This window comes from Streptomyces phaeolivaceus (assembly GCF_009184865.1).
Classification (GTDB): Bacteria; Actinomycetota; Actinomycetes; order Streptomycetales; family Streptomycetaceae; genus Streptomyces; species Streptomyces phaeolivaceus.
In genome coordinates this window covers 3,978,947-3,999,493 of record NZ_CP045096.1, presented here as the reverse complement: position 1 = coordinate 3,999,493, position 20,547 = coordinate 3,978,947, and the positions used below count along the sequence as shown (strand labels likewise).

The 20,547-nt window shown below is 66.0% G+C and carries 21 protein-coding genes; 9 read left to right on the top strand and 12 right to left on the bottom strand.

The genetic code is table 11. The annotated features are described in order from the left end of the window. Window positions 1-149: 149 nt before the first annotated feature. A complete protein-coding gene (locus F9278_RS18690; protein ID WP_152169388.1) occupies window positions 150-1,307 on the top strand; it encodes an acyl-CoA dehydrogenase in 1,158 nt (385 codons plus the stop codon). A gap of 199 nt (window positions 1,308-1,506) precedes the next feature. On the opposite strand, the gene F9278_RS18685 is transcribed toward F9278_RS18690, so the two are convergent. Then, on the bottom strand, window positions 1,507-2,682 hold the full coding sequence (locus F9278_RS18685; protein WP_152169387.1) for a tyrosine-type recombinase/integrase: 1,176 nt from the start codon (window positions 2,680-2,682) through the stop codon (window positions 1,507-1,509). Window positions 2,683-2,818: 136 nt separating this feature from the next. Here F9278_RS18685 and F9278_RS18680 point away from each other — a divergent pair, with 136 nt between their 5' ends. From F9278_RS18680 to F9278_RS18655, 6 genes are all read left to right on the top strand, one after another. Further along, complete coding sequence (locus tag F9278_RS18680; protein ID WP_152169386.1) at window positions 2,819-3,370, top strand: hypothetical protein; 552 nt, start codon at window positions 2,819-2,821, stop codon at window positions 3,368-3,370. 69 nt (window positions 3,371-3,439) lie between these two features. Beyond that, window positions 3,440-3,607, top strand: coding sequence for a helix-turn-helix domain-containing protein (locus F9278_RS18675; protein WP_226966803.1), 168 nt, complete (start codon window positions 3,440-3,442; stop codon window positions 3,605-3,607). Between the two features lie 85 nt (window positions 3,608-3,692). After that, window positions 3,693-4,304 carry a hypothetical protein gene (locus tag F9278_RS18670; protein WP_152169385.1) on the top strand — a complete coding sequence of 204 codons (612 nt, stop codon included), beginning with the start codon at window positions 3,693-3,695 and terminating at the stop codon, window positions 4,302-4,304. 331 nt (window positions 4,305-4,635) lie between these two features. Continuing rightward, on the top strand, window positions 4,636-4,986 hold the full coding sequence (locus F9278_RS18665; protein WP_152169384.1) for a hypothetical protein: 351 nt from the start codon (window positions 4,636-4,638) through the stop codon (window positions 4,984-4,986). A 15-nt stretch (window positions 4,987-5,001) separates the two neighbouring features. Further along, window positions 5,002-5,913 (top strand): hypothetical protein, encoded by a 912-nt coding sequence (locus tag F9278_RS18660; protein WP_152169383.1) that lies wholly within the window; start codon window positions 5,002-5,004, stop codon window positions 5,911-5,913. Window positions 5,914-6,070: 157 nt separating this feature from the next. Then, window positions 6,071-7,363: a DUF3987 domain-containing protein gene (locus F9278_RS18655; protein WP_226967303.1), complete on the top strand. Its 1,293-nt coding sequence runs from the start codon at window positions 6,071-6,073 to the stop codon at window positions 7,361-7,363. A gap of 53 nt (window positions 7,364-7,416) precedes the next feature. Here the strand turns inward: F9278_RS18655 and F9278_RS18650 are convergent, their stop codons facing one another. The 6 genes from F9278_RS18650 to F9278_RS18625 all read right to left on the bottom strand — a co-directional run bounded on the left by F9278_RS18650 (window position 7,417) and on the right by F9278_RS18625 (window position 10,384). Next, complete coding sequence (locus F9278_RS18650; protein WP_152169382.1) at window positions 7,417-7,884, bottom strand: hypothetical protein; 468 nt, start codon at window positions 7,882-7,884, stop codon at window positions 7,417-7,419. 90 nt (window positions 7,885-7,974) lie between these two features. Then, window positions 7,975-8,208 (bottom strand): DUF397 domain-containing protein, encoded by a 234-nt coding sequence (locus F9278_RS18645; protein ID WP_152169381.1) that lies wholly within the window; start codon window positions 8,206-8,208, stop codon window positions 7,975-7,977. Window positions 8,209-8,300: 92 nt separating this feature from the next. Then, the gene (locus F9278_RS49035) at window positions 8,301-8,507 is read right to left on the bottom strand and encodes a DUF7848 domain-containing protein (RefSeq protein WP_450373538.1); all 207 of its coding nucleotides are present in this window, start codon (window positions 8,505-8,507) and stop codon (window positions 8,301-8,303) included. A 350-nt stretch (window positions 8,508-8,857) separates the two neighbouring features. Continuing rightward, complete coding sequence (locus F9278_RS18635; protein ID WP_152169379.1) at window positions 8,858-9,688, bottom strand: helix-turn-helix domain-containing protein; 831 nt, start codon at window positions 9,686-9,688, stop codon at window positions 8,858-8,860. Beyond that, the gene (locus F9278_RS18630) at window positions 9,685-10,209 is read right to left on the bottom strand and encodes a DUF6879 family protein (RefSeq protein ID WP_152169378.1); all 525 of its coding nucleotides are present in this window, start codon (window positions 10,207-10,209) and stop codon (window positions 9,685-9,687) included. The genes F9278_RS18635 and F9278_RS18630 overlap by 4 nt, the downstream gene beginning before the upstream one ends. Further along, window positions 10,193-10,384, bottom strand: a complete 192-nt coding sequence (locus F9278_RS18625; protein WP_152169377.1) for a hypothetical protein — start codon at window positions 10,382-10,384, stop codon at window positions 10,193-10,195. The genes F9278_RS18630 and F9278_RS18625 overlap by 17 nt, the downstream gene beginning before the upstream one ends. Before the next feature lie 436 nt (window positions 10,385-10,820). Between F9278_RS18625 and F9278_RS18620 the strand changes: the two genes are divergently transcribed. Further along, window positions 10,821-11,186 carry a four-helix bundle copper-binding protein gene (locus F9278_RS18620; RefSeq protein ID WP_152169376.1) on the top strand — a complete coding sequence of 122 codons (366 nt, stop codon included), beginning with the start codon at window positions 10,821-10,823 and terminating at the stop codon, window positions 11,184-11,186. Window positions 11,187-11,253: 67 nt separating this feature from the next. Here the strand turns inward: F9278_RS18620 and F9278_RS18615 are convergent, their stop codons facing one another. Together F9278_RS18615 and F9278_RS18610 are read right to left on the bottom strand one after the other, a co-directional pair. Then, entirely contained in the window at window positions 11,254-12,522 is a 1,269-nt protein-coding gene (locus F9278_RS18615) for an LCP family protein (protein ID WP_193241541.1), read from the bottom strand. A 115-nt stretch (window positions 12,523-12,637) separates the two neighbouring features. Then, entirely contained in the window at window positions 12,638-14,077 is a 1,440-nt protein-coding gene (locus F9278_RS18610) for an LCP family protein (protein WP_450372217.1), read from the bottom strand. Between the two features lie 178 nt (window positions 14,078-14,255). Here F9278_RS18610 and F9278_RS18605 point away from each other — a divergent pair, with 178 nt between their 5' ends. Next, complete coding sequence (locus tag F9278_RS18605) at window positions 14,256-15,284, top strand: glycosyltransferase family 2 protein (protein ID WP_152169374.1); 1,029 nt, start codon at window positions 14,256-14,258, stop codon at window positions 15,282-15,284. Between the two features lie 98 nt (window positions 15,285-15,382). Here the strand turns inward: F9278_RS18605 and F9278_RS18600 are convergent, their stop codons facing one another. From F9278_RS18600 to F9278_RS18590, 3 genes are all read right to left on the bottom strand, one after another. After that, window positions 15,383-17,074 (bottom strand): LCP family protein, encoded by a 1,692-nt coding sequence (locus tag F9278_RS18600; RefSeq protein WP_152169373.1) that lies wholly within the window; start codon window positions 17,072-17,074, stop codon window positions 15,383-15,385. 260 nt (window positions 17,075-17,334) lie between these two features. Beyond that, window positions 17,335-19,077 carry an LCP family protein gene (locus F9278_RS18595; protein ID WP_152169372.1) on the bottom strand — a complete coding sequence of 581 codons (1,743 nt, stop codon included), beginning with the start codon at window positions 19,075-19,077 and terminating at the stop codon, window positions 17,335-17,337. Between the two features lie 245 nt (window positions 19,078-19,322). Next, a complete protein-coding gene (locus tag F9278_RS18590; RefSeq protein ID WP_152169371.1) occupies window positions 19,323-20,519 on the bottom strand; it encodes an LCP family protein in 1,197 nt (398 codons plus the stop codon). Window positions 20,520-20,547 lie beyond the last annotated feature (28 nt).

The window sequence follows — 20,547 nt, the reverse complement described above, 5'->3', positions numbered from 1 at the left end:
GTGAGCATAGTCGGGGCGTGTTCGACCCCTTCACGGGGCAGATTGCCCGGAGATCGGGGCCTGTCGGCAAACTCACGTACCCGTCGCACGGGCAGGGCTCTAAAATTCGTGTTACTTAACGGTAGTTAGCGTCAGGAGCGTGAGAGACCTTGGCCGGATCGGCTGATTTCGACCTGTACCGCCCGTCCGAGGAGCACGACATGCTCCGTGACGCGATCCGTTCCCTCGCCGAGGCGAAGATCGCGCCCCACGCCGCCGCCGTGGACGAGGAGGCGCGCTTCCCGCAGGAGGCGCTGGACGCGCTGGTCGCCAACGACCTGCACGCCGTTCATGTCCCCGAGGAGTACGGCGGCGCCGGCGCCGACGCGCTCGCCACGGTCATCGTGATCGAGGAGGTGGCCCGCGCCTGTGTGTCCTCCTCCCTGATCCCGGCCGTCAACAAGCTCGGCTCGCTGCCGGTGATCCTCTCCGGCTCCGAGGAGCTGAAGAAGAAGTACCTGGGCCCGCTGGCCAAGGGCGACGCGATGTTCTCGTACTGCCTCTCCGAGCCGGACGCCGGTTCCGACGCGGCCGGCATGAAGACCCGCGCGGTCCGCGACGGCGACCACTGGATCCTCAACGGCGTGAAGCGCTGGATCACCAACGCGGGCGTCTCCGACTACTACACGGTCATGGCCGTCACGGACCCGGAGAAGCGCTCCAAGGGGATCTCCGCGTTCGTCGTCGAGAAGGCCGACGAGGGTGTCTCCTTCGGCGCCCCGGAGAAGAAGCTCGGCATCAAGGGCTCCCCGACCCGTGAGGTCTACCTCGACAACGTCCGCATCCCCGCCGACCGCATCATCGGCGAGGAGGGCACCGGCTTCGCCACGGCGATGAAGACCCTGGACCACACCCGTATCACCATCGCCGCCCAGGCCCTCGGCGTCGCCCAGGGTGCCCTCGACTACGCCAAGGGCTATGTCCAGGAGCGCAAGCAGTTCGGCAAGCCGATCGCCGACTTCCAGGGAATCCAGTTCATGCTGGCCGACATGGCCATGAAGGTGGAGGCCGCCCGCGCCCTGACGTACCAGGCGGCGGCCAAGTCCGAGCGCGGCGACAAGGACCTCACCTTCCAGGGCGCCGCCGCCAAGTGCTTCGCCTCCGACATCGCCATGGAGGTCACCACGGACGCCGTCCAGCTCCTCGGCGGCTATGGCTACACCCGCGACTACCCGGTCGAGCGCATGATGCGCGACGCCAAGATCACCCAGATTTATGAAGGCACGAATCAAGTCCAGCGGATCGTGATGGCAAGGAACCTTCCGTAGCAGGATTTTTGCAGGTCAGGAGCTGTTTCGAAGGTCCGAAGGGGCACTCTCGGCTTTCTGCCCGTTGCGGCCCGATCAGGGCTGTTCCTGGGCGTCATACTGGGGGAATCCTGGGTAGATGCCGGGCTGAAAACAGCCACTGACCTGCACAAACAACACAGCCCCCGGCATGACGCCGGGGGCTGTTGTCGTAGGTGGATCAGGCGACCTCTGACGCCTCCGAGGGGTCGTCCGCGCCGGGCGTCAGCATGGTTGCGATGGCTGCGCGGCCGCGCTGCTCGGCCCCTTCGAAGATGTAGTGATAGTGCTCCCTGAGCACGTCAGTACTGCTGTGGCCCATCCAGTCGGCCACGTCGTTCTCGGGGACTCCGGCGTACAGCAGCCGCGACCCGTAGTAGTGCCGGAGCGAGTGAGCCTTGCAGTACTTCACCTGTCCCTTGCCCAGAGCCTCCATCCAGATCTTCGGGTAGAAGTACGACGCGTAGAGGTAGCCAGTCCGCGTCACGTTGGGGAAGAGAAGCCGCTCCGGCCCCCATACGCCGTGGTTCTTGATGTGCCGCCGAAGCTCGAAGGCGACGTTCGGCGGGAGGGGGACGGAACGCCCTGGCTCGCCTTCGTCACGAGACTTGATGTGCCGACGCTGGATGGCGCTGTTCTTCCCCGATGCTGTGTCTCCGTCCTCCGCAATCTGGAAGTCGACGCGAAGCGTCTCGGCCTTGAAGTCGATCTGATCGCGGGACACCGCCATGGCCTCACCCAGCCGCAGGCCACACCCGGCCATGAGCCACAGCATCGCGCGGTATCGCGGAGGAGCGGCATCGAGCATCGCCAGGACTTCCCGCGTCGTGAGTCGCCGGGCGGTGCTTTTGTGCTCCCGGATCTCCTTGGCGCGGCTCCCTGCGCCCTTGACCCTCTTGCACGGGTTTCGGCCGATGATCTCGTTGACGACGGCCCAGTCCATCATCCCGGAGAAGAACGAGAACCGCTGACGCCGTGTGCGAGCGGACAGTTTCCGGTCCTGTTCCATCCACAAGAGCCACTGCTCAACGTCAGCGACCTTCAGGGACACGATGGAACGGGCCTTGAAGAACGGCTCAATGGTCGTGTTGAGGATGGATCGGTACTGCTTCTTGGTGCTGTTCTCCAGCTTCCTTTGATTGGTCCACTGCTCCCAGACGGCTGTCACCGGCTGCTTGCCCAACCGATCGTCGAGGTACGTTCCGGCGTCGAGTTCCTGTTCCTTGCGCTTGCGCTGGTCGTCTGCCCGCGTCTTGGTGGCGAACGTCTTCTGCCGTTGCTTCCCGTCAGGGTCGTACCAGAACGTCGTCCACTTCTTCGGGTCGTCCTTGGATCGCGCGACCCATGCCCTTGCCACTGAGGCGGCCCCCCTCTGTCGATGACGCACGGACGGCCCGGCGTCGCGCCGGTTGTCCGGCGTGATCCAGTCTGCGCATGGTCCACCCTGGGTTGTCAACACGGGGTGGTACACCCTGTGTGGTACGTTCGAAAGTGTGGAAGCGAATGAGAGCGGGTTCGAGATCACCCAGCAGCAAGGGGCTTGGGTGATCCGCATGTGGTGGCCGACGGGACCGATCACCGGAGGGCCGCAGCGGATCACTGTTGAGGCGGCAGAAGGCGCCGCGACTCGGGACGTGGCGCGCGGGATCTCTACGACTGTGCTGCGCAGGCTCGACCTGGCGGCGGCCATGAAACTGGCGGAGACGGCACCTGAACTGCAACAGGGCATGGAGGAGGTGACAGCGAAGGTGGAGGAAGCGGGATCGTCGGCGGGCCTACTGCTGGCCAACGAGGGTGTGTCGGAGCCTTACTTGGCTACGTTGGCCGCGACCTACAAGACCATGGCCGACTTGGGGGCTCCGGCGCCTGTTCCGTGGTTGGCACGGCTCATCGGCCGCCGCCCCGAGACCGTGAAGGACCATCTCAAGCGCGCGAGAAGAGAGGGATATCTGACCACCGTTGCGGGCAAGGCTGGCGGTGACCTGACAGAGAAAGCCACGCAGGTGCTGGCGGCCTTCACTGAATCTGGAGACGGTCGGAACTGAGATTCGCTATTACTGATACTGCGCACAACTAGCCCCCAGGGAACTGGGGGCTTTTCTTTTAGGGGATCCATGCGTGCAAAGCTGATGACGGTAGACGACGTGGCCGACTACCTGAACAAACCCCGGTCGTGGGTATACGGAAACTGGAAGGCTGAGCAGATTCCCTTCCGAAAGGTGGGCCAGTCGCTCCGGTGCCGACCGGCCGATTTGGAAAAGTGGCTGGACGACCAGAACTGAAGAACTGCTAGAACTGTACGCCCCCGAGGCAATTCGGGGGCTTTTTGTTTGCTGAGAGGACTTCATGAATCGGACCATCCCGCCCATGGACCGGAAGGGGCAGGCCAGGCTGGAGGCGCGAGCAGACGCGATCCTGAATGAAGCTGGAGAGGAAAAGTGCGAGGACTGGCCCCAGCCTTGGCGCAACAGCAGTGAGACGGAACACGAGCGCATCGCAGCCGCCCATACAGGAGTGTTCCCCTTGCTTGTCGCGGCACTGCTCTGCTCCGCACCTTCCTACGAGCCAAATACCCAGGTTTTCTCGGAACTGATGGAAAAGGCGCCGGGGGCCGACACGGTGGATGAGGGGGTAGACCTGGTGGCTGCGGGCGGTTTCCAACTGTCAGGGAAAGAGCAGCCGAAGCGGGAGGTCTGGGAGCGCTGCCGCTGGAGTGGTTGCGGAGTAGCCCTGTATAGCCCCGACAGGCCCCGAAAGCGGGGGAATCCACGGAAGTATTGCGACATCCACAAGAAGAAGGCCAGGGCACGTACGCAGGCCCGCAGAAGCAAGAAGATATGGGTGGGCAAGCATCGGAACCTGTCCTACATCGAAGAGCACCCGTCTCCGGTTGCCGAGTGGTTCCGGCCACTGTTGGAGGACTGTTATCAAGCGAACCGGGACTACTGGCTTCCGTTGAACTTGCCCGGCCGGATGTGAGTCTGGCATTTATTCCCCATGAGTGGAGGAGTGATCCTCCGGGGCCATGCACACTCGGCGGTGTGCCTCTGGCGCGGACAGTCCACGGAAGCTGTCCGGGGTGCTATCCAAGTCGTTATGGGGTCTCGTCGGAAACCTGCCTGTGAGGCATCAGGTCAACGGTGAGAGGCAAGTAGCTCCTTCCAGTAGGAAACGAAACAGGTGTTGATCTGGGGAAACCTACGGAAGGGGGTACTTGTCTCTTCGTTTTCCTGTTGTGAGGTATAGGGCCGCCCTCAAGCGGCCCATGTTAGTTAGAAGTCTTCCACTTGATTACTGAGGAGGTGTCGCCGTGAGCGACGCAGAACGGATTTCCGAGGGCGTGTCGGCCGACCCTTCCGATGCGGTCCGGGCTGAGGTTGAACGGGAGTTTGCAGGACGACTGGCGCGGGCCGAGATGGAGAATCAGGCAGCAAAGGCCGGAATCACCCTCCCTCAGGGATTCACTGATTACCTTGACAGTTCCAGGCTCATTAGAGAGGACGGCAATCCGTCCGCCGAAGCGATAGCCAAGGTGCTTGAGCCATTCCAGACGGAGAAGGAACCTCTCTTCCCGCAGCTTACCGGGGCGGGGCGCTCACATCCGGACGCATTCCAATATCAAGGTCCTCGCGTGTCTCTCGATGCGCGTCATCGAAAGTAAGAAGGAGACACCTATATGGCCTTTCAGTATCAGCACACCGGAACCCTCACCTTCGTGCCGGAAGCATGGGCAAGCTCACTGCTCGTGCAGTTCGACCCCCTGCTTGTTTGGTCTTCCCGCCTGGTCTCCAACCGGGACTATGAGGGCGAGATCAGAAACAAGGGTGACGTTGTTCATGTGAACTCGCTGATCCGGCCCACCGTGGGCGAATACTCGCTGCCCGAAGGCATGATGGCTCAACGGCCGGAAACTGTCGACCAGGAAATCCCCATCAGCCAGGCGGACTACCTACAGCTCTTGATCGAAGACGCTGAGCGGGTGCAGCTCGCTACGGGAGACTTCAACTCTCCGATCAACAAGCAGATGATCCGTGCCCTTGCCGCAAAGGCTGACACTTTCATGGGCAACGTCATCGCCAGCAGTGCCACCGCTCTCCCGAACATCACCCCAAGCGCGGGCACCATTCCAGCGAGTCTCTACGGCGCCATCCTTGACATGATGCTGGAACTCGACGAAAGCGACGTTCCAGAAGCCAACCGATACGTCGTGGTTTCTCCGAAGGCGAAGCGATATCTCGTTGAACACCCGGCAATTGCCAACGCTGCTGCTTACGGCGAAGGCGGAGTGACAGCTAATGGCGTTGTTGCCCGTCTCTCAGGGTTCACAGTTGCCGCCACAACGGCAATGCCGACCGGTGTGGATATTGTGGCTGGCCATCCCGACTTCGCTACGTTCGCCAGCCAGTTCAACGAGCCAAGAGCGGGCCAAAGCGAGAAGTACCGCGCCGATTACGTAGACTCTCTCCACCTGTGCGGCGGCAAGGTCCTCCGCTACCCCGGCCTGGACACCAAGAAGGCCGACAACACCTGGGACGAGACACTTCCGAGCAAGGGAATTGTGAAGGCTGCGGTTACCTGGCCTTCCTGACACAAACCCGAGAACGGTGCCTCTGCTGAAATGGCGGAGGCACCGTTTCTTTGTTTGCGAGGACGGCACCCCGGTCGGTCTGTGTCACGCAGCGTCCACAACGGGTCGCGGCCGGCCCAAGCGGACAGTAACGGAACTGGAAACGGACCCCTTGGGGGTGTACGTGGCCGCCCTGTCGATGTGGTCCGCCGCCATCGGCGGCACGGTCAAGGTGTCCTCCCGTGGCAACACCCGGCCCGTGCTGCTGTGGTCCGCCCTGGTGGCCGGAACGGGCAGGGGCAAGGGCTCAGCGCTGAGGGCCGCCCATCACGTCCTGGACAAGTCCTTGGGTCGTTTCGTAGCGACTCACACCACCAGCGGGATCACTTCCGGGGCGAGCATGGTCAACCATCTGTGGGAGCAGCAGGAAGCAACTGCCGAGACCGAGCATGGGCGCGACGTGCGCGCCCTGGTGGTGGAAGAGGAATGGTCGGAAGTGCTCCGCAGGGTCAAGCGGGATGCATCGTTCACGACCAAGCTGCGGGCCGCGTGGGACGGAGCGACCCTGCGCAACACGACCAAGGAAGAGGCACAGGAAGTACGCGACCCCGCCATGGTTCTGCACTGCCACGTCACCCCCTCCGACTGGAGCAAGTACGTGGGCGAGTCGGAAGCGGCCGGAGGCTCGTACAACCGCATCCTTCCCTTCCTGCTCGGGTCGGTCCCCATGCTGGACGACGACCGCGTGAGCCTGCCGAAGGTGGACGGTTCGGAGCTGTCCGACGCGTACGGGTGGGCGACCGCACGACCCCGAGTGATCACGCTTGCGGAGGATGCCCGGCCGCTGTGGCGGATCGTGCGCCGATACGCCCGCATCCTGGGTGAGACCCTGCCCGAGAACCAGGCTGTCGATATCGAGCGGACGGCGGAGCAGACCGTACGAGTTGCGGCCTGCCTGGCAGCGTCCGAATGCTCGGAGACGGTCACGGAAGAGATGCTGTCCGCCGCCTTCACCCTGGTTCGCCGGTCCGTGCAGGACGCCGTGCGCATCACCAAGGGTGCGACCTCCCCTAAGGTGAAGCGGCAGTCCCTCACTCTTGAGGACAAGGTGCGGGCCCGTATCGAAATGCGCGGCGGACGCGCCACGTCCTCCCAGGTACTCCCGTACGTGGGAGCAACCGCAGCGGAGGTCAAGGAACTGCCTGGAATCGTCGTGACTGTGGAACGCGCCGGGAAGACCGGCCGACCGGCTACCGTCTTCACGCTTCGCGGTGACACTCCGGTTCACTCACAGCAGTCGAACCGGGCCCCCAGGCCGCAGCCGGCCAGCGCAGAGCGTAGGCAGAATCGCACAACGGTCGTCCGTCTGGACGCCTACCGCCCGGAACCGAAGCAGGCCCCCGAGTCCGCACCCGAACCGCAGCGCTCGGAACCGTTCGCGGACTCCAACCCCTTCCGCGCGCTGCTCTAACCAACCCAAAGAAACAGCCCCGGCCATTGGCCGGGGCTTCTTTGTTGCTTCGACTAGTGGGCAGGGCAGGCCAGTTCGGACTTCGAGCGATTCGGGGAACACGTCACCGCGGCCAGGGACAGGTACGAGGGGCGTTCGAGGTAGAAGCCGTGGGACACATCACCGCCCTCCCCCAGCCGCTCAGCGGCGGAGTTCACGAGAAGCGTCAGATAGATGGTGTCACGCTCCGCTTCCGAAGCGAACCGAGGCGCGTACTCGGCCAGTCGTTCCCCGATCCAGGCCGCCGCCTCCTTCGGTTCATCCCACGTGCCACGAACTAAGGAACGTGGCTTGATGAGCCAGTACGCCGTTTCCAGCGGCGGCAGATCAGAAGTCGGAAAGTCCGCCGCCACCTCGCGGTAGCGCTGGATCAGTTCCGGCCTGCTTCCGGCCGGAGGCGGCTCAGGATGCGGGGGCCGTCGTAGCGCTTCCTGGTCGAAACGCTGTTTCGGGCCGGTCCACAGATAGCCGTGATGATGCAAGTCGTTCCCGTTCAGTTCTCTTGAGGGACGAAGGGGCAGCCGGTCCCGGCCCGATGGAGGAGTGGACCGGGACCGAGTGGAGGGGTTGGATCAGACGGACAGGCCGAACCGCGCCGGGTCGATCCCGGCCGCGTCCAGCTCCTCCGTGGTGAACCGCAGTGGCTCGGCGGCCGGCCGTTTGCTGTCACTCAGGGCCCAGGCGTCCTCGCCGATCCGGGCCAGGGCCACGCACGACTCGCCGTCCGGGTGGGTGTTTCCCCCGCACGCCTTCACGAACGAGGCCCCGTTGATGTCGAGCGCGTACAGGTCGATTGCGTTCTGCATCACTGCACCTTCCTGCTCAACTAATCGCGGTCATGACTGACCGCCGCCACCCGTTTTGGGTGGGAGTTCAGGGTTTCGCTGTTGGAGGGTCGCTACTCGGCGCGAACGACCATGGCGAACGAGGTCCTGATACGTCGGAAACCGGCGTGACCGGACCGGCCCGTATGGCTCATGCACTCCACATCGACGGACTCCGACTCAGTGGAAGGTGTCGCCTTCCACTGGCAGTGCAGGCACTTGGCCTCAAAGGTCACGTCCGCATCCGGATGCTCGGTGATCCGGTGCATCACGTACCGCATGGCCGCTCTGACGCTCACAGCCCACCCCTACGGCTCCGCGCGTTGGCCTCGGCAACTCTCCTGCTCAGTCCTTCTGGTGGCCGACTCGGCGGGGCCTTGTAGTCAGGACACTTCGGGCTCCCGCACTCACAGCGGGGCCAGCGCAGAGCCGAACCGGGCGCCAGGTCCGCGCCTTCAGGGCCAGGGTTGCTCTTCTGCACCATGAGCACCCCGCCGACGCCGAATGCTGCGGAGAGACGGGAGAGAAACTGTCGGGCCTCACTGCTGCCCAGATGACCAGCTGCTTCGGTCCTATGCGCCCTGCTTTCGCTCACCATGGCCCCCATCTTCGGTGGGCCACGATCGCACCTCTAGCCTGTTTCCTGTTCTCGCAAAAACTTGTTGCGGATACCGTCGATCAGATCCCGCATTTCGTCGTCGGCCAGTGCTGCTCGCTCGAATCCTTCGAACTTATCAATGTAGAGACTCACATCTCGCGGATCTGTAACGACGACTTCCGCATGGACGGTTTCAACGGTCACCATGCTGTGGTCACGGATGACGAAGGCGTGATTTGCGATGTCGTGTTGCTGAGCCCGTAGAGGGACTATCCGGATGTCCACATGGGAAAGCCGCGAAATAGAGACGATGCGGTCAAGCTGAGCGGCCATCATCTGCGGTCGCACGATGCGCCAGCGTAGAACAGGTTCGGTGATGATGAACCGTAGCGACTTTGCGTTGTCGTAGAGAACTGCCTGCCGTTCAAGTCGCCCATTGATTGTTCGCGTGAGTGCGTCTTCACTCATGTTGTGGCGTTGCAGAATGGCCCGGATGTACTCGGGAGTCTGGAGCAGGCCCGGAACGAGCGCGGGTTGAAACAGCCGCAGTACAGACATCTGGGCTTCCAGGGCCTTGGCGGCCTGCTGGCCTTTGTGGACCCCGATCCGCTTGAGCAGGCGCCACGCCGTCGCTTCTGTCGCTGACGCGCGTGCGGCTTCCGCGTACTCCGCCTTGACCTCGTCCGAGACGCCGATGGCGGTCAGGATGCGCTCTACATCCGTCGCGCTGGGCGGCAGCTTCGCATTCTCGATCTTGGACAGTTTGGAAGGAGACATGAGGGCGCTGCGGGCCACCGCTTTGGCTTCCTTGCCGGATGCCGCTCGCAGCGCCCGCAGCGCGGCGCCAAGCTGTGCTCTGTTCACGTCCCGTACTTGGCCCACCATTCTGTGAACGGTTCCGCGTGCGCGAGAGCCGCGTCACGGTACCGCGTGAATTCCGCTGTTCGTTCCGGAGGTAGCACTTTCGAACCCAGGTACTTTCCGCTTCCGTCGTAGTTCATCACGGTCACGGATTCGGAGTCGAAGAACCAGAAATCCGGAACGTCCTGCAAGGGGTTGGGCTTGTCGGTGATGTCGAGGATGAAGAACTCTTCGCCCCCGCTCACGTTCTTGTGGTAGCCCCAGCCGAGTTCGAACCTAAGATAGTCCGTGAGTGGGCGGGACAGGATATGGACCCGGTATACGCGCTTCCCCTTCTCGGTGTGCGAGCGTAGTTCTTCGACCCATCCTGCGTTGTAGTCGTCCGGCTGTGGCTCCCCGGCCAGGAATGCCTGATAGGCGTCGACGCTCCCAGACTTGCTGTAGTCGTCCAGGGTCTCCAGTCGGAATGCCTCGCGCTCGAACGCGTCGAAGAGGTCGACGAGGCTCCTAGATGAGGTTGTCACGGATGGCCTTCTGGATCAGTTCCATCGGAATCTCGACCAGGGTTTCGTGCGCGGGAATCTGAAGCCCGTGATCGGTTGGCGTCTCGCCCTGTACCAGGAAGGTGCCGCGATCCGTAGCGTAGATCGTCGGGCAATCCTTGATGTCGCACGTGCTGACCAGTTTGGTGATCTTCATGGTCTGGGTTCCCCTCTCCCGTGCCGCTGCCAGTACCCCGCATCTGGGTTGATGCTCCCGAGGGCCGGGCGCACCGGTCAAGCGATCACGATTGACGGAACGGGAAACCGCGTAACCCGAGCCCAGTCTGCTCGTATACCGCGCGACTGGTGGGGTGCCTCCAGCGGGCCTCCTGCCTGCGCAGACTGCTGACGATCATGGGGAAATGCTGGGGACACCCCCTCTGGGAGGGGTCTCCGTACAGGTCAGGGTCATATGGCCTGTAAAGCACCCAGATTTATGAGGGCACCAACCAGGTCCAGCGCATCGTCATGGCGCGCAACCTGCCGTAACAACCCCCTCCGACGCGGTGGCGGACGGGGGCGGGGAGGCGTAGGACGGAAGTGCGGGGTCCGGTCCCGGATCCCGCACACTCCCACCACCCCCAGGAGGAGCCATGACGCAGCACACCGGAGCCATGACCGCCATGAGCAAGGAGATGCAGGACTGCGTCGACGCCTGCATGACCTGCCACAGCGTGTGCGAGGAGACCATGAGCTCCTGCATGCAGGCCGGCGGCCAGGCCCAGATGCAGATCATGCGCGCCCTGATGGACTGCGCCGAGATGACCCGTATGTGCGCGGACATGATGATGCGCCGCTCGCCGCTGTCCGCCGAGATGTGCGCGATGTGCGCCCGCGCCTGTGACATGTGCGCCGAGGCGTGTATGTCCATGCCGGACGATCAGCAGATGATGCGCTGTGCGGAAGCGTGTCGCCGCTGCTCGCAGACGTGCCGGACGATGGCGGGCGCGACCGCCTGACACCACCCGTCGCACGACTGAGGGGCACCCCGTCACGGGATGCCCCTCAGCCGGTTGTTCGACGGGGTCAGTCGCTCGACACCGTCACCGTCTCGTCGTTCTTCAACTGCTCCACCAGCTGCTTCACCTTCGCGGTGTCCCACTGGAGATTGCCGTTGGCGGCGTTGCCCGAGATCGGCATGTTCATCGACTTGCCGTCGCCGCCCGTCACGCCCTTCATCGCCCAGAACATGGCGGCCAGGTCGAACAGGCTCATGTCCTTGTCGACGATCAGGGTGTCCAGACCGGCGCTCATCGTCGGGTACAGCTTGAACGGGTTCAGCACCGTGCTCGGCGTCGCCGTCTGGCCGGCGAGGGCCGCGAGGAACTTCTGCTGGTTCTTCGTACGGTCCAGGTCGCTGCGCGCGAGGGCGTAGCGGGTGCGGACGAAGGCGAGGGACTGCTCGCCGTTCAGGGTCTGCTTGCCCGCCTCGAAGTTCGCGCCGGACTTGGTGTCCTTCATCCCGCCCTTGGGGATGTCGATCTCCACGCCGCCGACCGCGTCGACGATGTTCGCGAAGCCCGCGAAGCCGATCTCCACATAGTGGTCGATGTGCAGCCCCGTGTTGGCCTCGACGGTACGGACCAGCAGCTCGGGCCCGTCCTCCGCGTACGCCGCGTTCAGCTTCACCTGGCGGCCGGTGCCCTTGAAGGTCTTGCCGGACTCGGAGCCGACGAACGTCGGGATCTCGACGTTGGAGTCACGCGGCAGCGATATCAGCGTCGGGCCGTTCGAACCGGTGTGCAGGATCATCATCGAGTCCGTGCGCTTGCCGTCGGCGGACCCGGTGTGGAGTTCCTTCTTCTGCTCGTCGGACAGGCCCTCACGGCTGTCGGAGCCGACGATCAGATAGTTGGTGCCGTCGCCCGCCTCCGGCCGGTCGATGACCTTCGACAGGTCGACCTCGCGGTTCAGCTTGGAGTCGGCCCAGAAGTACGTGCCGATCGTCGTCGCCAGCACCACCACGGTGACCGTGATCGCCGTGAGCTTGATACGACGCCGCCAGTTCGGCGCGGGACGCTCGCCCCGGCCGCCGCCGTAGCCGTCACCGCCGGAGCCACCGCCGTACACCTGGCCGGTGTTGTAGTCGCTGTTGTGGCCGCCGCCGTACTGGTCGGAGCCGTTGTTGCCGTAGCCGTCGCTGTACGAGTCGCCGTACGCGGGCTGCTGGGGCACGCCACCCTGAGGGGGTGCCGACGGGCCGCGACGGACCTGGCGCATCACACGCGGTCCATCGGGCTGGGCGTAGTCGCCGCCGCGGTTGTTGCCGGACCATCCCTCGGGCCAATCGTTCATGCGCCCCAGTGTGCCGGGTCCGGCTATGTCCTTTACAAGGGTCGACGAAAAACCAGGGCAGTGCTGTTGCCAAGCTGACACAAATCGCACTCAAGTCGAACAGCGGCGGGTCTTCTCAGGCGCACGACACCTGGTCGCCCCGTACCACTCCCGACTCGCCCTGCTCCGGGTCCTCGGCGCGCACCTTGCGTACGCCCTCGAAGTCCGTGCCGGCGATCACCCGGAGGGTGGGGCCCTGGGCGCGGACCGGGCGGAGTTCCGAGCCGGGGAGGGCGGCGGCCAGGGAGCGGGCGGAGCGGTCCCAGCGGGGGTCGTAGAGGACGACGGTGCGGGTGACGTTCTGCCGCGGGGCGTTCACCGGGATCCTCGTGGTGCGGAAGCCGGTCGCGGCCAGCTCACGGTCCACCTTCCTGCCGAGGCCGGCGACGGCGGTGCCGTTCTCGACCTGCACCCGGATCTGCTGCGGGGCCACGTCGACGACGGCGTACGTGCCGCGCGCCTTGAACGGGGCGAGGGGGCGGTCGTCGCGCAGGGCCCCGAAGAGCCGGGCGGACTTGGCGTCGTCCCACTTGAGCGTCGAGCCGATGCCCTCCACGGCGTACCCCATGCGCCCGATCGGCACGGTGGTGAACTCCGAGGACGCCGGTGTGAGGTTCCGCATCGCGCGGCCGAGGTCGATCAGCTCACCGGTGCCGAACTCCTTGTCGGCGCGCACGGAGCCGAGGACGGCCTGGGTGATGTCACGGAACTTCATCGGGTTGAGCAGCACACCGGAGGAGGTGGCCTGGGACATCAGGGACGCCATGAAACGCTGCTGCCGCTTCATCCGGCCGAGGTCGGAGGAGCCGTCGGCGTGCCGGGAGCGGACGTACTGGAGGGCCTGGCCGCCGTCCAGGTCATGGGTGCCGGCGGGGAGGTCGAGGCCGGTGTACGCGTCTTTGAGCGGGCGGGTGGTGCAGATCCGGACGCCGCCGAGGACGTCCACGGTCCGCATGAAGCTGGTGAAGTCGACCTCGACGTAGTGGTCGATCTTCACCTTGGTCATGTGCTCGACCGTGCGCACGGTGAGCTGCGGCCCGCCCTCCGCGTAGGCCGCGTTCAGCTTGACCGGGTGCGCCGGGTGGGTCTTCCCGGTGGTGCGGTCGGTGTGCTCGGGGATCTCCGCGTACGAGTCGCGCGGCAGGCTCACGACGCTCGCGCGCTCCCGGTCCTCCGAGATGTGCACGATCATCATCGTGTCCGTGCAGTGGCAGGGCGCGCCGCCCAGCCGGTACTTGCGCCGCTCCTCCTCGCTGATCCGGTCGCGGCCGTCGGTGCCGACCAGCAGGACGTTCATGCCGTGGCCCGCCTCGGGGCGGTTCTTCATGTCCTTGAAGGCGTCGACCCGGGTGATCTCGTTGTCCAGCCGGGTCACCACCGCGTGCCCGATGCCCGCGGCGGCCAGCACCACCACCGAGAGCGTGGTCACCGCCCGCATGGCCCAGCCCCCCCGCCGGGGACGCACGGGGGGCCGGGGCTGTTGCGGACGGGCTGGGCGGCGGGGCGGCGTGGACACGGGGGACACCTCCGCGGGACCGGTCAGGGGAAGGGGGAGAAGAGGAGAGAGAAGACAGAGAGAAGACAAAGAGAAGACAGAGAGCCTTGAGCACCGTAGGGTCCCGGGATCCGTGCCCCGCGCACGCGACCGGGCGGCGCGCGTTCGTGTCCCCCGTTCGCGGTAACGTGAGGCCCCTATGAACGCCAAGCCCGATGTGCGGCTCCCCGCCGTGTCCGTGATCATGCCCGTCCTTGACGAGGAGCGGCATCTGCGCGGAGCCGTCCAAGCGATCCTCGCGCAGGAGTACGCCGGCGAGATGGAGGTCGTGATCGCCCTCGGTCCCTCCAGGGACCGCACGGACGAGATCGCCGCCGAGCTCGTCGCCGAAGACCCGCGCGTGCACACCGTCCCGAACCCGACGGGGCGTACGCCCGCCGCGCTCAACGCCGCGATCAAGGCCTCCCGCCACCCGATCGTGGTCCGCGTCGACGGCCACGGCATCCTCTCGCCGAACTACATCGCCACCGCCGTACGGCTCCTGGAGGAGACCGGCGCGCAGAACGTCGGCGGCATCATGCACGCCGAGGGCGAGAACGACTGGGAGCACGCGGTCGCCGCCGCCATGACCTCGAAGATCGGCGTCGGCAACGCCGCCTTCCACACGGGCGGGCAGGCGGCTCCGGCCGAGACCGTCTACCTGGGTGTCTTCCGGCGCGAGGCGCTGGAGCGGCAGGGCGGCTACAACGTGGAGTTCATCCGCGCCCAGGACTGGGAGCTGAACTTCCGCATCCGCGAGGCGGGCGGCCTCATCTGGTTCTCGCCCGAGCTGCGGGTGTCGTACCGGCCCCGGCCCAGCGTGAAGGCGCTCGCCAAGCAGTACAAGGACTACGGGCGCTGGCGGCATGTCGTCGCCCGCTACCACGAGGGCTCCATCAACCTGCGCTATCTCGCCCCGCCGACCGCGGTGTGCGCGATCGTGGCCGGTGTCCTGGTGGGTGCCCTGCTGACCCCGCTCGGTTTCGTCGTCCCCGGCGGCTATCTCGCGGCGATCGTCGCGGGCTCGGTCCCGGCGGGCAAGGGGCTGCCGCTCAGGGCCCGCCTCCAGATCCCGGTCGCCCTCGCCACCATGCACATGTCCTGGGGCTTCGGCTTCCTCACCAGCCCCCGGTCCCTGGCGAAGAAGGTCATCGCCTCCCGCCGCCCGGCGGTCCTGGCCGAGAGCTGACCGCGAACGCCGTACGCGCGCACGAGCCGGGCCCCTCTCCTGATCGAGAGGGGCCCGGCTCGTGCACGGGGCGGCCGGGGCGCGCCCCGGGGCGCCGGTTACCAGGTGAAGGAGGGGTCGACCTCCATGCACGCCTTCTTGTTCGCGCCGTTGAGGGCGTCCGCCGACTCGGGAGTCGTGTCGTCCTCCTTCACGGCCTTGTACGTGGTCCCCTCGCGCCAGTCGGCGCCGACGACGAGCGTGACACCGGAGACGTTCGTGGACTTCTCCACCTGGCTCAGCGGGATGCCGAGGGCCTCGGCGACCGCCTGGGCGTCGCCCTCCAGTTCGGCGCTCGGATAGCGCACGACCGTCTTGTCCTCGGTGGTCGCCGTGGTCGCGTCGGACGAGGACTTGGCGAAGCCCTCCTCGACCAGCAGCTGCGACACCGTGTGCGCGCGTCCGCCGACCGGGGCGAGCGTGGAGGTCATGGTGCCGTTCTGCACCAGCACCCCGATCTCGTCCTTCGCCGCCGCCGGGTCGTCGGAGGTCGCGTCCTCGGTGGTGGTCTTCTTCTTGTCCTTGCCGTCCAGCGCGATGTCCTCGCGCACCAGCCGGAACAGCTTCTCCGCGTCGCCCTCCTTGGGCACGACGCGGGCACCGACGTAGGTGTACGGCATCGTCGTCATCGTGATCCGGGCCGGCTCGACCTTGCGCAGCTCGGTGCTGAGGTCGTAGAGCTTGGTCACCGTGCCCAGGCTCTCGTCGACGGTGAGCGCCTTCGTGGCCTCCTCGGCCAGGTTGCGCAGCTTGTTCGGGTTGGTGATCGTCGCGTTCTCGCGCAGCTCACGGACCATCGCGTTCATGTACTGGTGCTGCGCCTTGGCCCGCGCGATGTCGCTGCCGTCCTCGAAGCCGTACCGGGTGCGCAGCCACTGCAGGGCCTGCTTGCCCTTGATGTACGTGGTGCCCTTCTCCAGCTTCAGCCCCGAGCCCTTGCCCGCGCTGGTGTGCGAGTAGATGTTGTCGGTCACGCACACCGGTACACCGCCGATGGCGTCGGCCATCGACACCACTCCGGAGAAGTCGACCATCATGAAGTGGTCGATGCGGATCCCGGTCAGCTCCTGCCAGGTGGCGACCGTGCAGCCGGGACCGCCGCGCTCCAGCGACTGGTTGGTCATCGTGTTCGTGAGCGCCCCGTACTCCTCGCCGCTGTCCGGGTCGGTGCACTTGGGGATGTCGAGCAGGGTGTCGCGGGGCATGCTGACGACCGACATGTTGCTGCGGTCGGCGGACAGGTGCAGCAGCATCTGGACGTCGGCCAGCGGCGGGCCGTCGAAGGTGTCCTTGGCGCCGCCGAGCTTCTGGTTCTCCGCGGTGTCCCGTGCGTCCGAGCCGATGAGCAGGATGTTCAGCGGGGTCTGGCCGGCCGCGTTCGGCGTCGGCTCGGCGATCTTCGTGTCGCCGAGGTTCAGCTTCTCCTTCTTGATGTTGCCGTTGAGGTGCTCGTAGTAGAGATAGCCGGCACCGGCGGTGCCGAGTATCACGACCGCCAGCACTGTCGCCGACCAGCGCAGCGCCCGTCTGCGCCGGGGTCTCCCGGCGGTCTTCGCGCGCCCCCGCCCACCGCCGTCGCCGCCGGCGCCGTCACCACCGTTCCGGCGCTTCCGTCCGCCCTGCTCGGGGACTCTGACATCCGCGTCGTCGTCCGAGCCGGACGACTCCTCCCGCGGTTCCAGGTCCCCGTCCTCGCCGGGTCCATCGACGCGCGGTCGCCCCCCGTCCCCGCGCACGTCACTCCGTACCATCTCCCTGCCCCTCCCCACCCTGCCGTGGCGGGGCCGTCCCCGCCTCCTGTTGGACTGTCGAGACCCCAACTCGGATGTACTCATGTTCTGTTGAACGCGTCATGTGTTCCGGCCGGATGACATGGCGCCGGATGACATGGCGAAGGCACGGAGAACCGACCGGCCGGGCGCGTCCTCGCGCCCGACCGGCAGCCGTCAGTGGTGTATCGCCCCGAACCGCACTCGCGTCCGGTAAGACGCGCCATGACCCCCTCAGGTCATCAACTGGCGCACTTTTCCTTGTCCGCGGTGTTCTTCTCGACGTCCAGGTCCGCCGCCGATGTCGCGCTCAGCGACACCCCGGCGCCCTTGAAGTCCTCGCCCAGGGTCAGCACCATCGAGGGCAGGCCCTGGGAGTTGGTCTCGCTGTTGCCCTCGCCGGGCTTCAGCGCGGACGCGGACAGCCCCATCAGATCGGCCAGCTTGCGCGCCTGGTCGGCCTGGTCGGGGTCGTACGCGAGGGTCGTCTTCTTCAACGTCTTGTCGGCGTTGCCGAGCTGGCTCGACTTGGTCACGCCGACATCATTCTGCAGCCAGTTGAGAGTGGCCTGTGCGCTGCCCGCCTCGGCGCCGCCGTTGTAGACGCTGACCCGGACCTCGGAGGCGTCGGCGCGCGTGCCCTTGAGCTTCGCGGCCTCCTTCTCCTTGGCCTGCTTCTTCACCTCGGTGAGCGAGACGTCGTTCCTGATGGTCTCGAAGAGGTCCTCGGCGCTCTGCGGCTTGGGCAGCACGGTCGCGCCGTCGGTGTTGTCGATGACCGGGACGGTGGTGAAGGTGATGTTCTTCGTCTTGACCTTGCCGACCTCCTGGCCGAGCGAGGCCAGCTTCTTGATGTCGGAGATCTTGGAGTCGACGGACAGCGCGCTGGTCGCGGCCTCCGCGAGGTCCAGCACCTTCGTCGGGTCGGTCAGCGTGTCCTTGGACTTCATCTGCCGGATCATCGAGCTGAGGAACTGCTGCTGCAGCTCGATCCGGCTCAGGTCGCTGCCGAGGCCCACGCTGTAGCGGGTGCGCAGGAACGCCAGCGCCTCCTCGCCCTCGATGGTGTGCTTGCCGGCGCTGAGGTCCAGCTTGGACTTGGAGTCCTTGATGTCCTTCGCCAGACAGACCTCGACACCGCCGATGGCCGTGGAGAGCGTCTTCACCGCGTTGAAGTCGGCGACCATGAAGTGGTCGGACTTGATCCCGGTCAGCTCTTCCACCGTACGCATGGTGCAGCTCGGGGTGCGGCCGTACTGGCCGAGGCTCGTGTTGAACCGGACGTTGGACGTGGCCGCGATGTCCTTCGTCGAGCCGTCCTCCTGCGTCGTCGGGCACTCCGGCACGTCCACGATCATGTCGCGCGGGATGCTCATCGCGGTCGCGTTCGAACGGTCCTTGGAGACGTGCAGCAGGATCGTGGTGTCCGCGTGTCCGACGCTCTCCGCGTCGCCGTACTTGGTGTTGCCCGTGCCGGTCCGCTTGTCCGTGCCGATCACCAGCAGGTTGATCGCCCGGTCCTTGCTGAAGCCGCCGGTGCTCGCGCCGTCGTCCGAGATCTTCTGGATGTTGTTGTTGAGGTGCTGGTAGTACAGGTAGCCCGCGGTACTGATCCCGACCAGCAGGAACGCCAGCGTGCCGCCCGTCCACACCAGTATCCGCTTGCCCGTCGACTTCTTGGGCTTGGTCTTGCCCCGGCCGCTCCGGCGGCCCGGCAGCGGGTCCTCCTCGGGCGCGCCGCGCCGACGCCGGGGTCCCGGCAGCGTGTCGGGGATCTCCCGGGTGTCCGTGCCCGCGGAGGCCGAACGCGCGGTGGCGCCCGTCGTCGCCCTGGTCCCCGCCGCCGCGGCCCGGCGCGGCCTCGGCACCGCCGATTGCGGTGCGGAAGGACTCAGTCGCAGTTCGTATTCACCGGTGCTCGGGTTGAGTACCCACTGGTCTGCGGGGTCGATGTCGTCCGCCCGCCCACGGCCTTGCGCGTCCACGGTTGTCTGATTCCTCCGTCGGGGCCACGCGGCGCCTTCCCCCTCAAAAGACGCTCGGGTCTCGATGCAAGTGGTGCGCGACCGAGAAGGCCTGACGCACCGGATCGCTCACACTAGCCGCACGATCAGGCGCCAAGCGACGGCGGTGACAAATTGCACGTCCCTACAACTGGGCAATCTGCCCATTTCCTAGAGCATTTGTTCCTTGTGTTGACGTGGGTTTTACCTGGAGGGCCCTGTCCAGGTCACCCGCAGTCCTCCTCGGCGGCCGTACTGCCGCGGAAAGTCGGCATCGGATCCGGGGCTCCGGAGAGGCTTCCCGAAAGCTCTTCCGTATCCCCTTCCCGCATCCCCTCGGGGAGTTCCCCCGCGACCGCCAGCGGCGCGTCGGCGCGCAGTCGCGCGAATAGGGTCCGCGCGGCCGGTTCGACGAGCTCATCACGATTGGCGTCGTACGCATATGACTTCCGTGGAACGGTCAGGAACTGCACCTTTTCCATGGGGATCGTTCTCAGCCCGCGCACAAGGTCGTAGAGCCCGCGCAGGCTCGCCAGTCCCGGGTCCGTGGTGAGCGATGACGTGGCCGCGTCGAGCACCGGATACAGCTTCACCGGATTCAGCAGGACGCCATTGCTGCGCACCTTCGTGGCCAGCGCCGCGAGGAATCGCTGCTGCCGGTCCATCCGTTCGGTGTCGCTGCCGTCCCCGATCGACTTACGGGCCCGCACATACCCCAGCGCCTGCTCGCCGTCGAGCTTCACCTTGCCCGCGGGAAGGCGCAGTTTGGCCTGCTTGTCGTGAATGGGTTCGGTGAGGCACACGTCGACCCCGTCGACGGCGTCGACCATCTCCTTGAAGCCGCTGAAGTCCACGACGACGTGATGGTCGATACGAATGTCGGTCATCCGCTCGACCGTCCGAATGGTGCAGGCGGAACCACCGCTCTGGAACGCGTAGTTGAACATGGTGAACACCGGTTCGGTGCGACTTCCGTCCGGCCGCCGGCAACTCGGCACATCCACCATCAGATCCCGTGGCAGCGACACCGCGGTCGCGCTGCGCCGGTCCGCCGCGAGATGCAGCAGGATCGTGGTGTCCGACCGCTCGGTGCCCGAATCCCGCCCGTACTCGGCGTTCCCGTCGCCCGACCGCGAGTCCGACCCGATCACCAGGATGTTCTGCGCGCCCCGCACCAGCGCGGTCGGCCGCTCCTTCTCGTAGCGCGCCAGCTCGTCCGCCGCCGTCCGGTCCGAGGTGATGTTCCCGTCCAGCTTCCGGTACGCCACCCACCCCGCCCCGAGGGCCGCGACGACCACCAGCACGGTCCCGCCGCCCACCCACCGCGCCCACCGCCGCCGGCGCCGACGCCTGAGCCCGACCCCGGTGGGCGTTCCCCCCACACCGGGCCCCAGGCCACGCGCCCTGCCTCCGACGTCGTCCATTTCCGGCCACCCCTCACGGCGTACGAGC

What these genes read in the sequence shown, in the direction of transcription:
- F9278_RS49035 (WP_450373538.1), bottom strand. Translation starts at nt 8,507, where the DNA reads ATGCGGTACGTGATGCACCGGATCACCGAGCATCCGGATGCGGACGTG.
- F9278_RS18620 (WP_152169376.1), top strand. Translation starts at nt 10,821, where the DNA reads ATGACGCAGCACACCGGAGCCATGACCGCCATGAGCAAGGAGATGCAG.
- F9278_RS18590 (WP_152169371.1), bottom strand. Translation starts at nt 20,519, where the DNA reads ATGGACGACGTCGGAGGCAGGGCGCGTGGCCTGGGGCCCGGTGTGGGG.
- F9278_RS18675 (WP_226966803.1), top strand. Translation starts at nt 3,440, where the DNA reads ATGCGTGCAAAGCTGATGACGGTAGACGACGTGGCCGACTACCTGAAC.
- F9278_RS18615 (WP_193241541.1), bottom strand. Translation starts at nt 12,522, where the DNA reads ATGAACGATTGGCCCGAGGGATGGTCCGGCAACAACCGCGGCGGCGAC.
- F9278_RS18605 (WP_152169374.1), top strand. Translation starts at nt 14,256, where the DNA reads ATGAACGCCAAGCCCGATGTGCGGCTCCCCGCCGTGTCCGTGATCATG.
- F9278_RS18625 (WP_152169377.1), bottom strand. Translation starts at nt 10,384, where the DNA reads ATGAAGATCACCAAACTGGTCAGCACGTGCGACATCAAGGATTGCCCG.
- F9278_RS18660 (WP_152169383.1), top strand. Translation starts at nt 5,002, where the DNA reads ATGGCCTTTCAGTATCAGCACACCGGAACCCTCACCTTCGTGCCGGAA.
- F9278_RS18645 (WP_152169381.1), bottom strand. Translation starts at nt 8,208, where the DNA reads ATGCAGAACGCAATCGACCTGTACGCGCTCGACATCAACGGGGCCTCG.
- F9278_RS18600 (WP_152169373.1), bottom strand. Translation starts at nt 17,074, where the DNA reads ATGGTACGGAGTGACGTGCGCGGGGACGGGGGGCGACCGCGCGTCGAT.
- F9278_RS18670 (WP_152169385.1), top strand. Translation starts at nt 3,693, where the DNA reads ATGGACCGGAAGGGGCAGGCCAGGCTGGAGGCGCGAGCAGACGCGATC.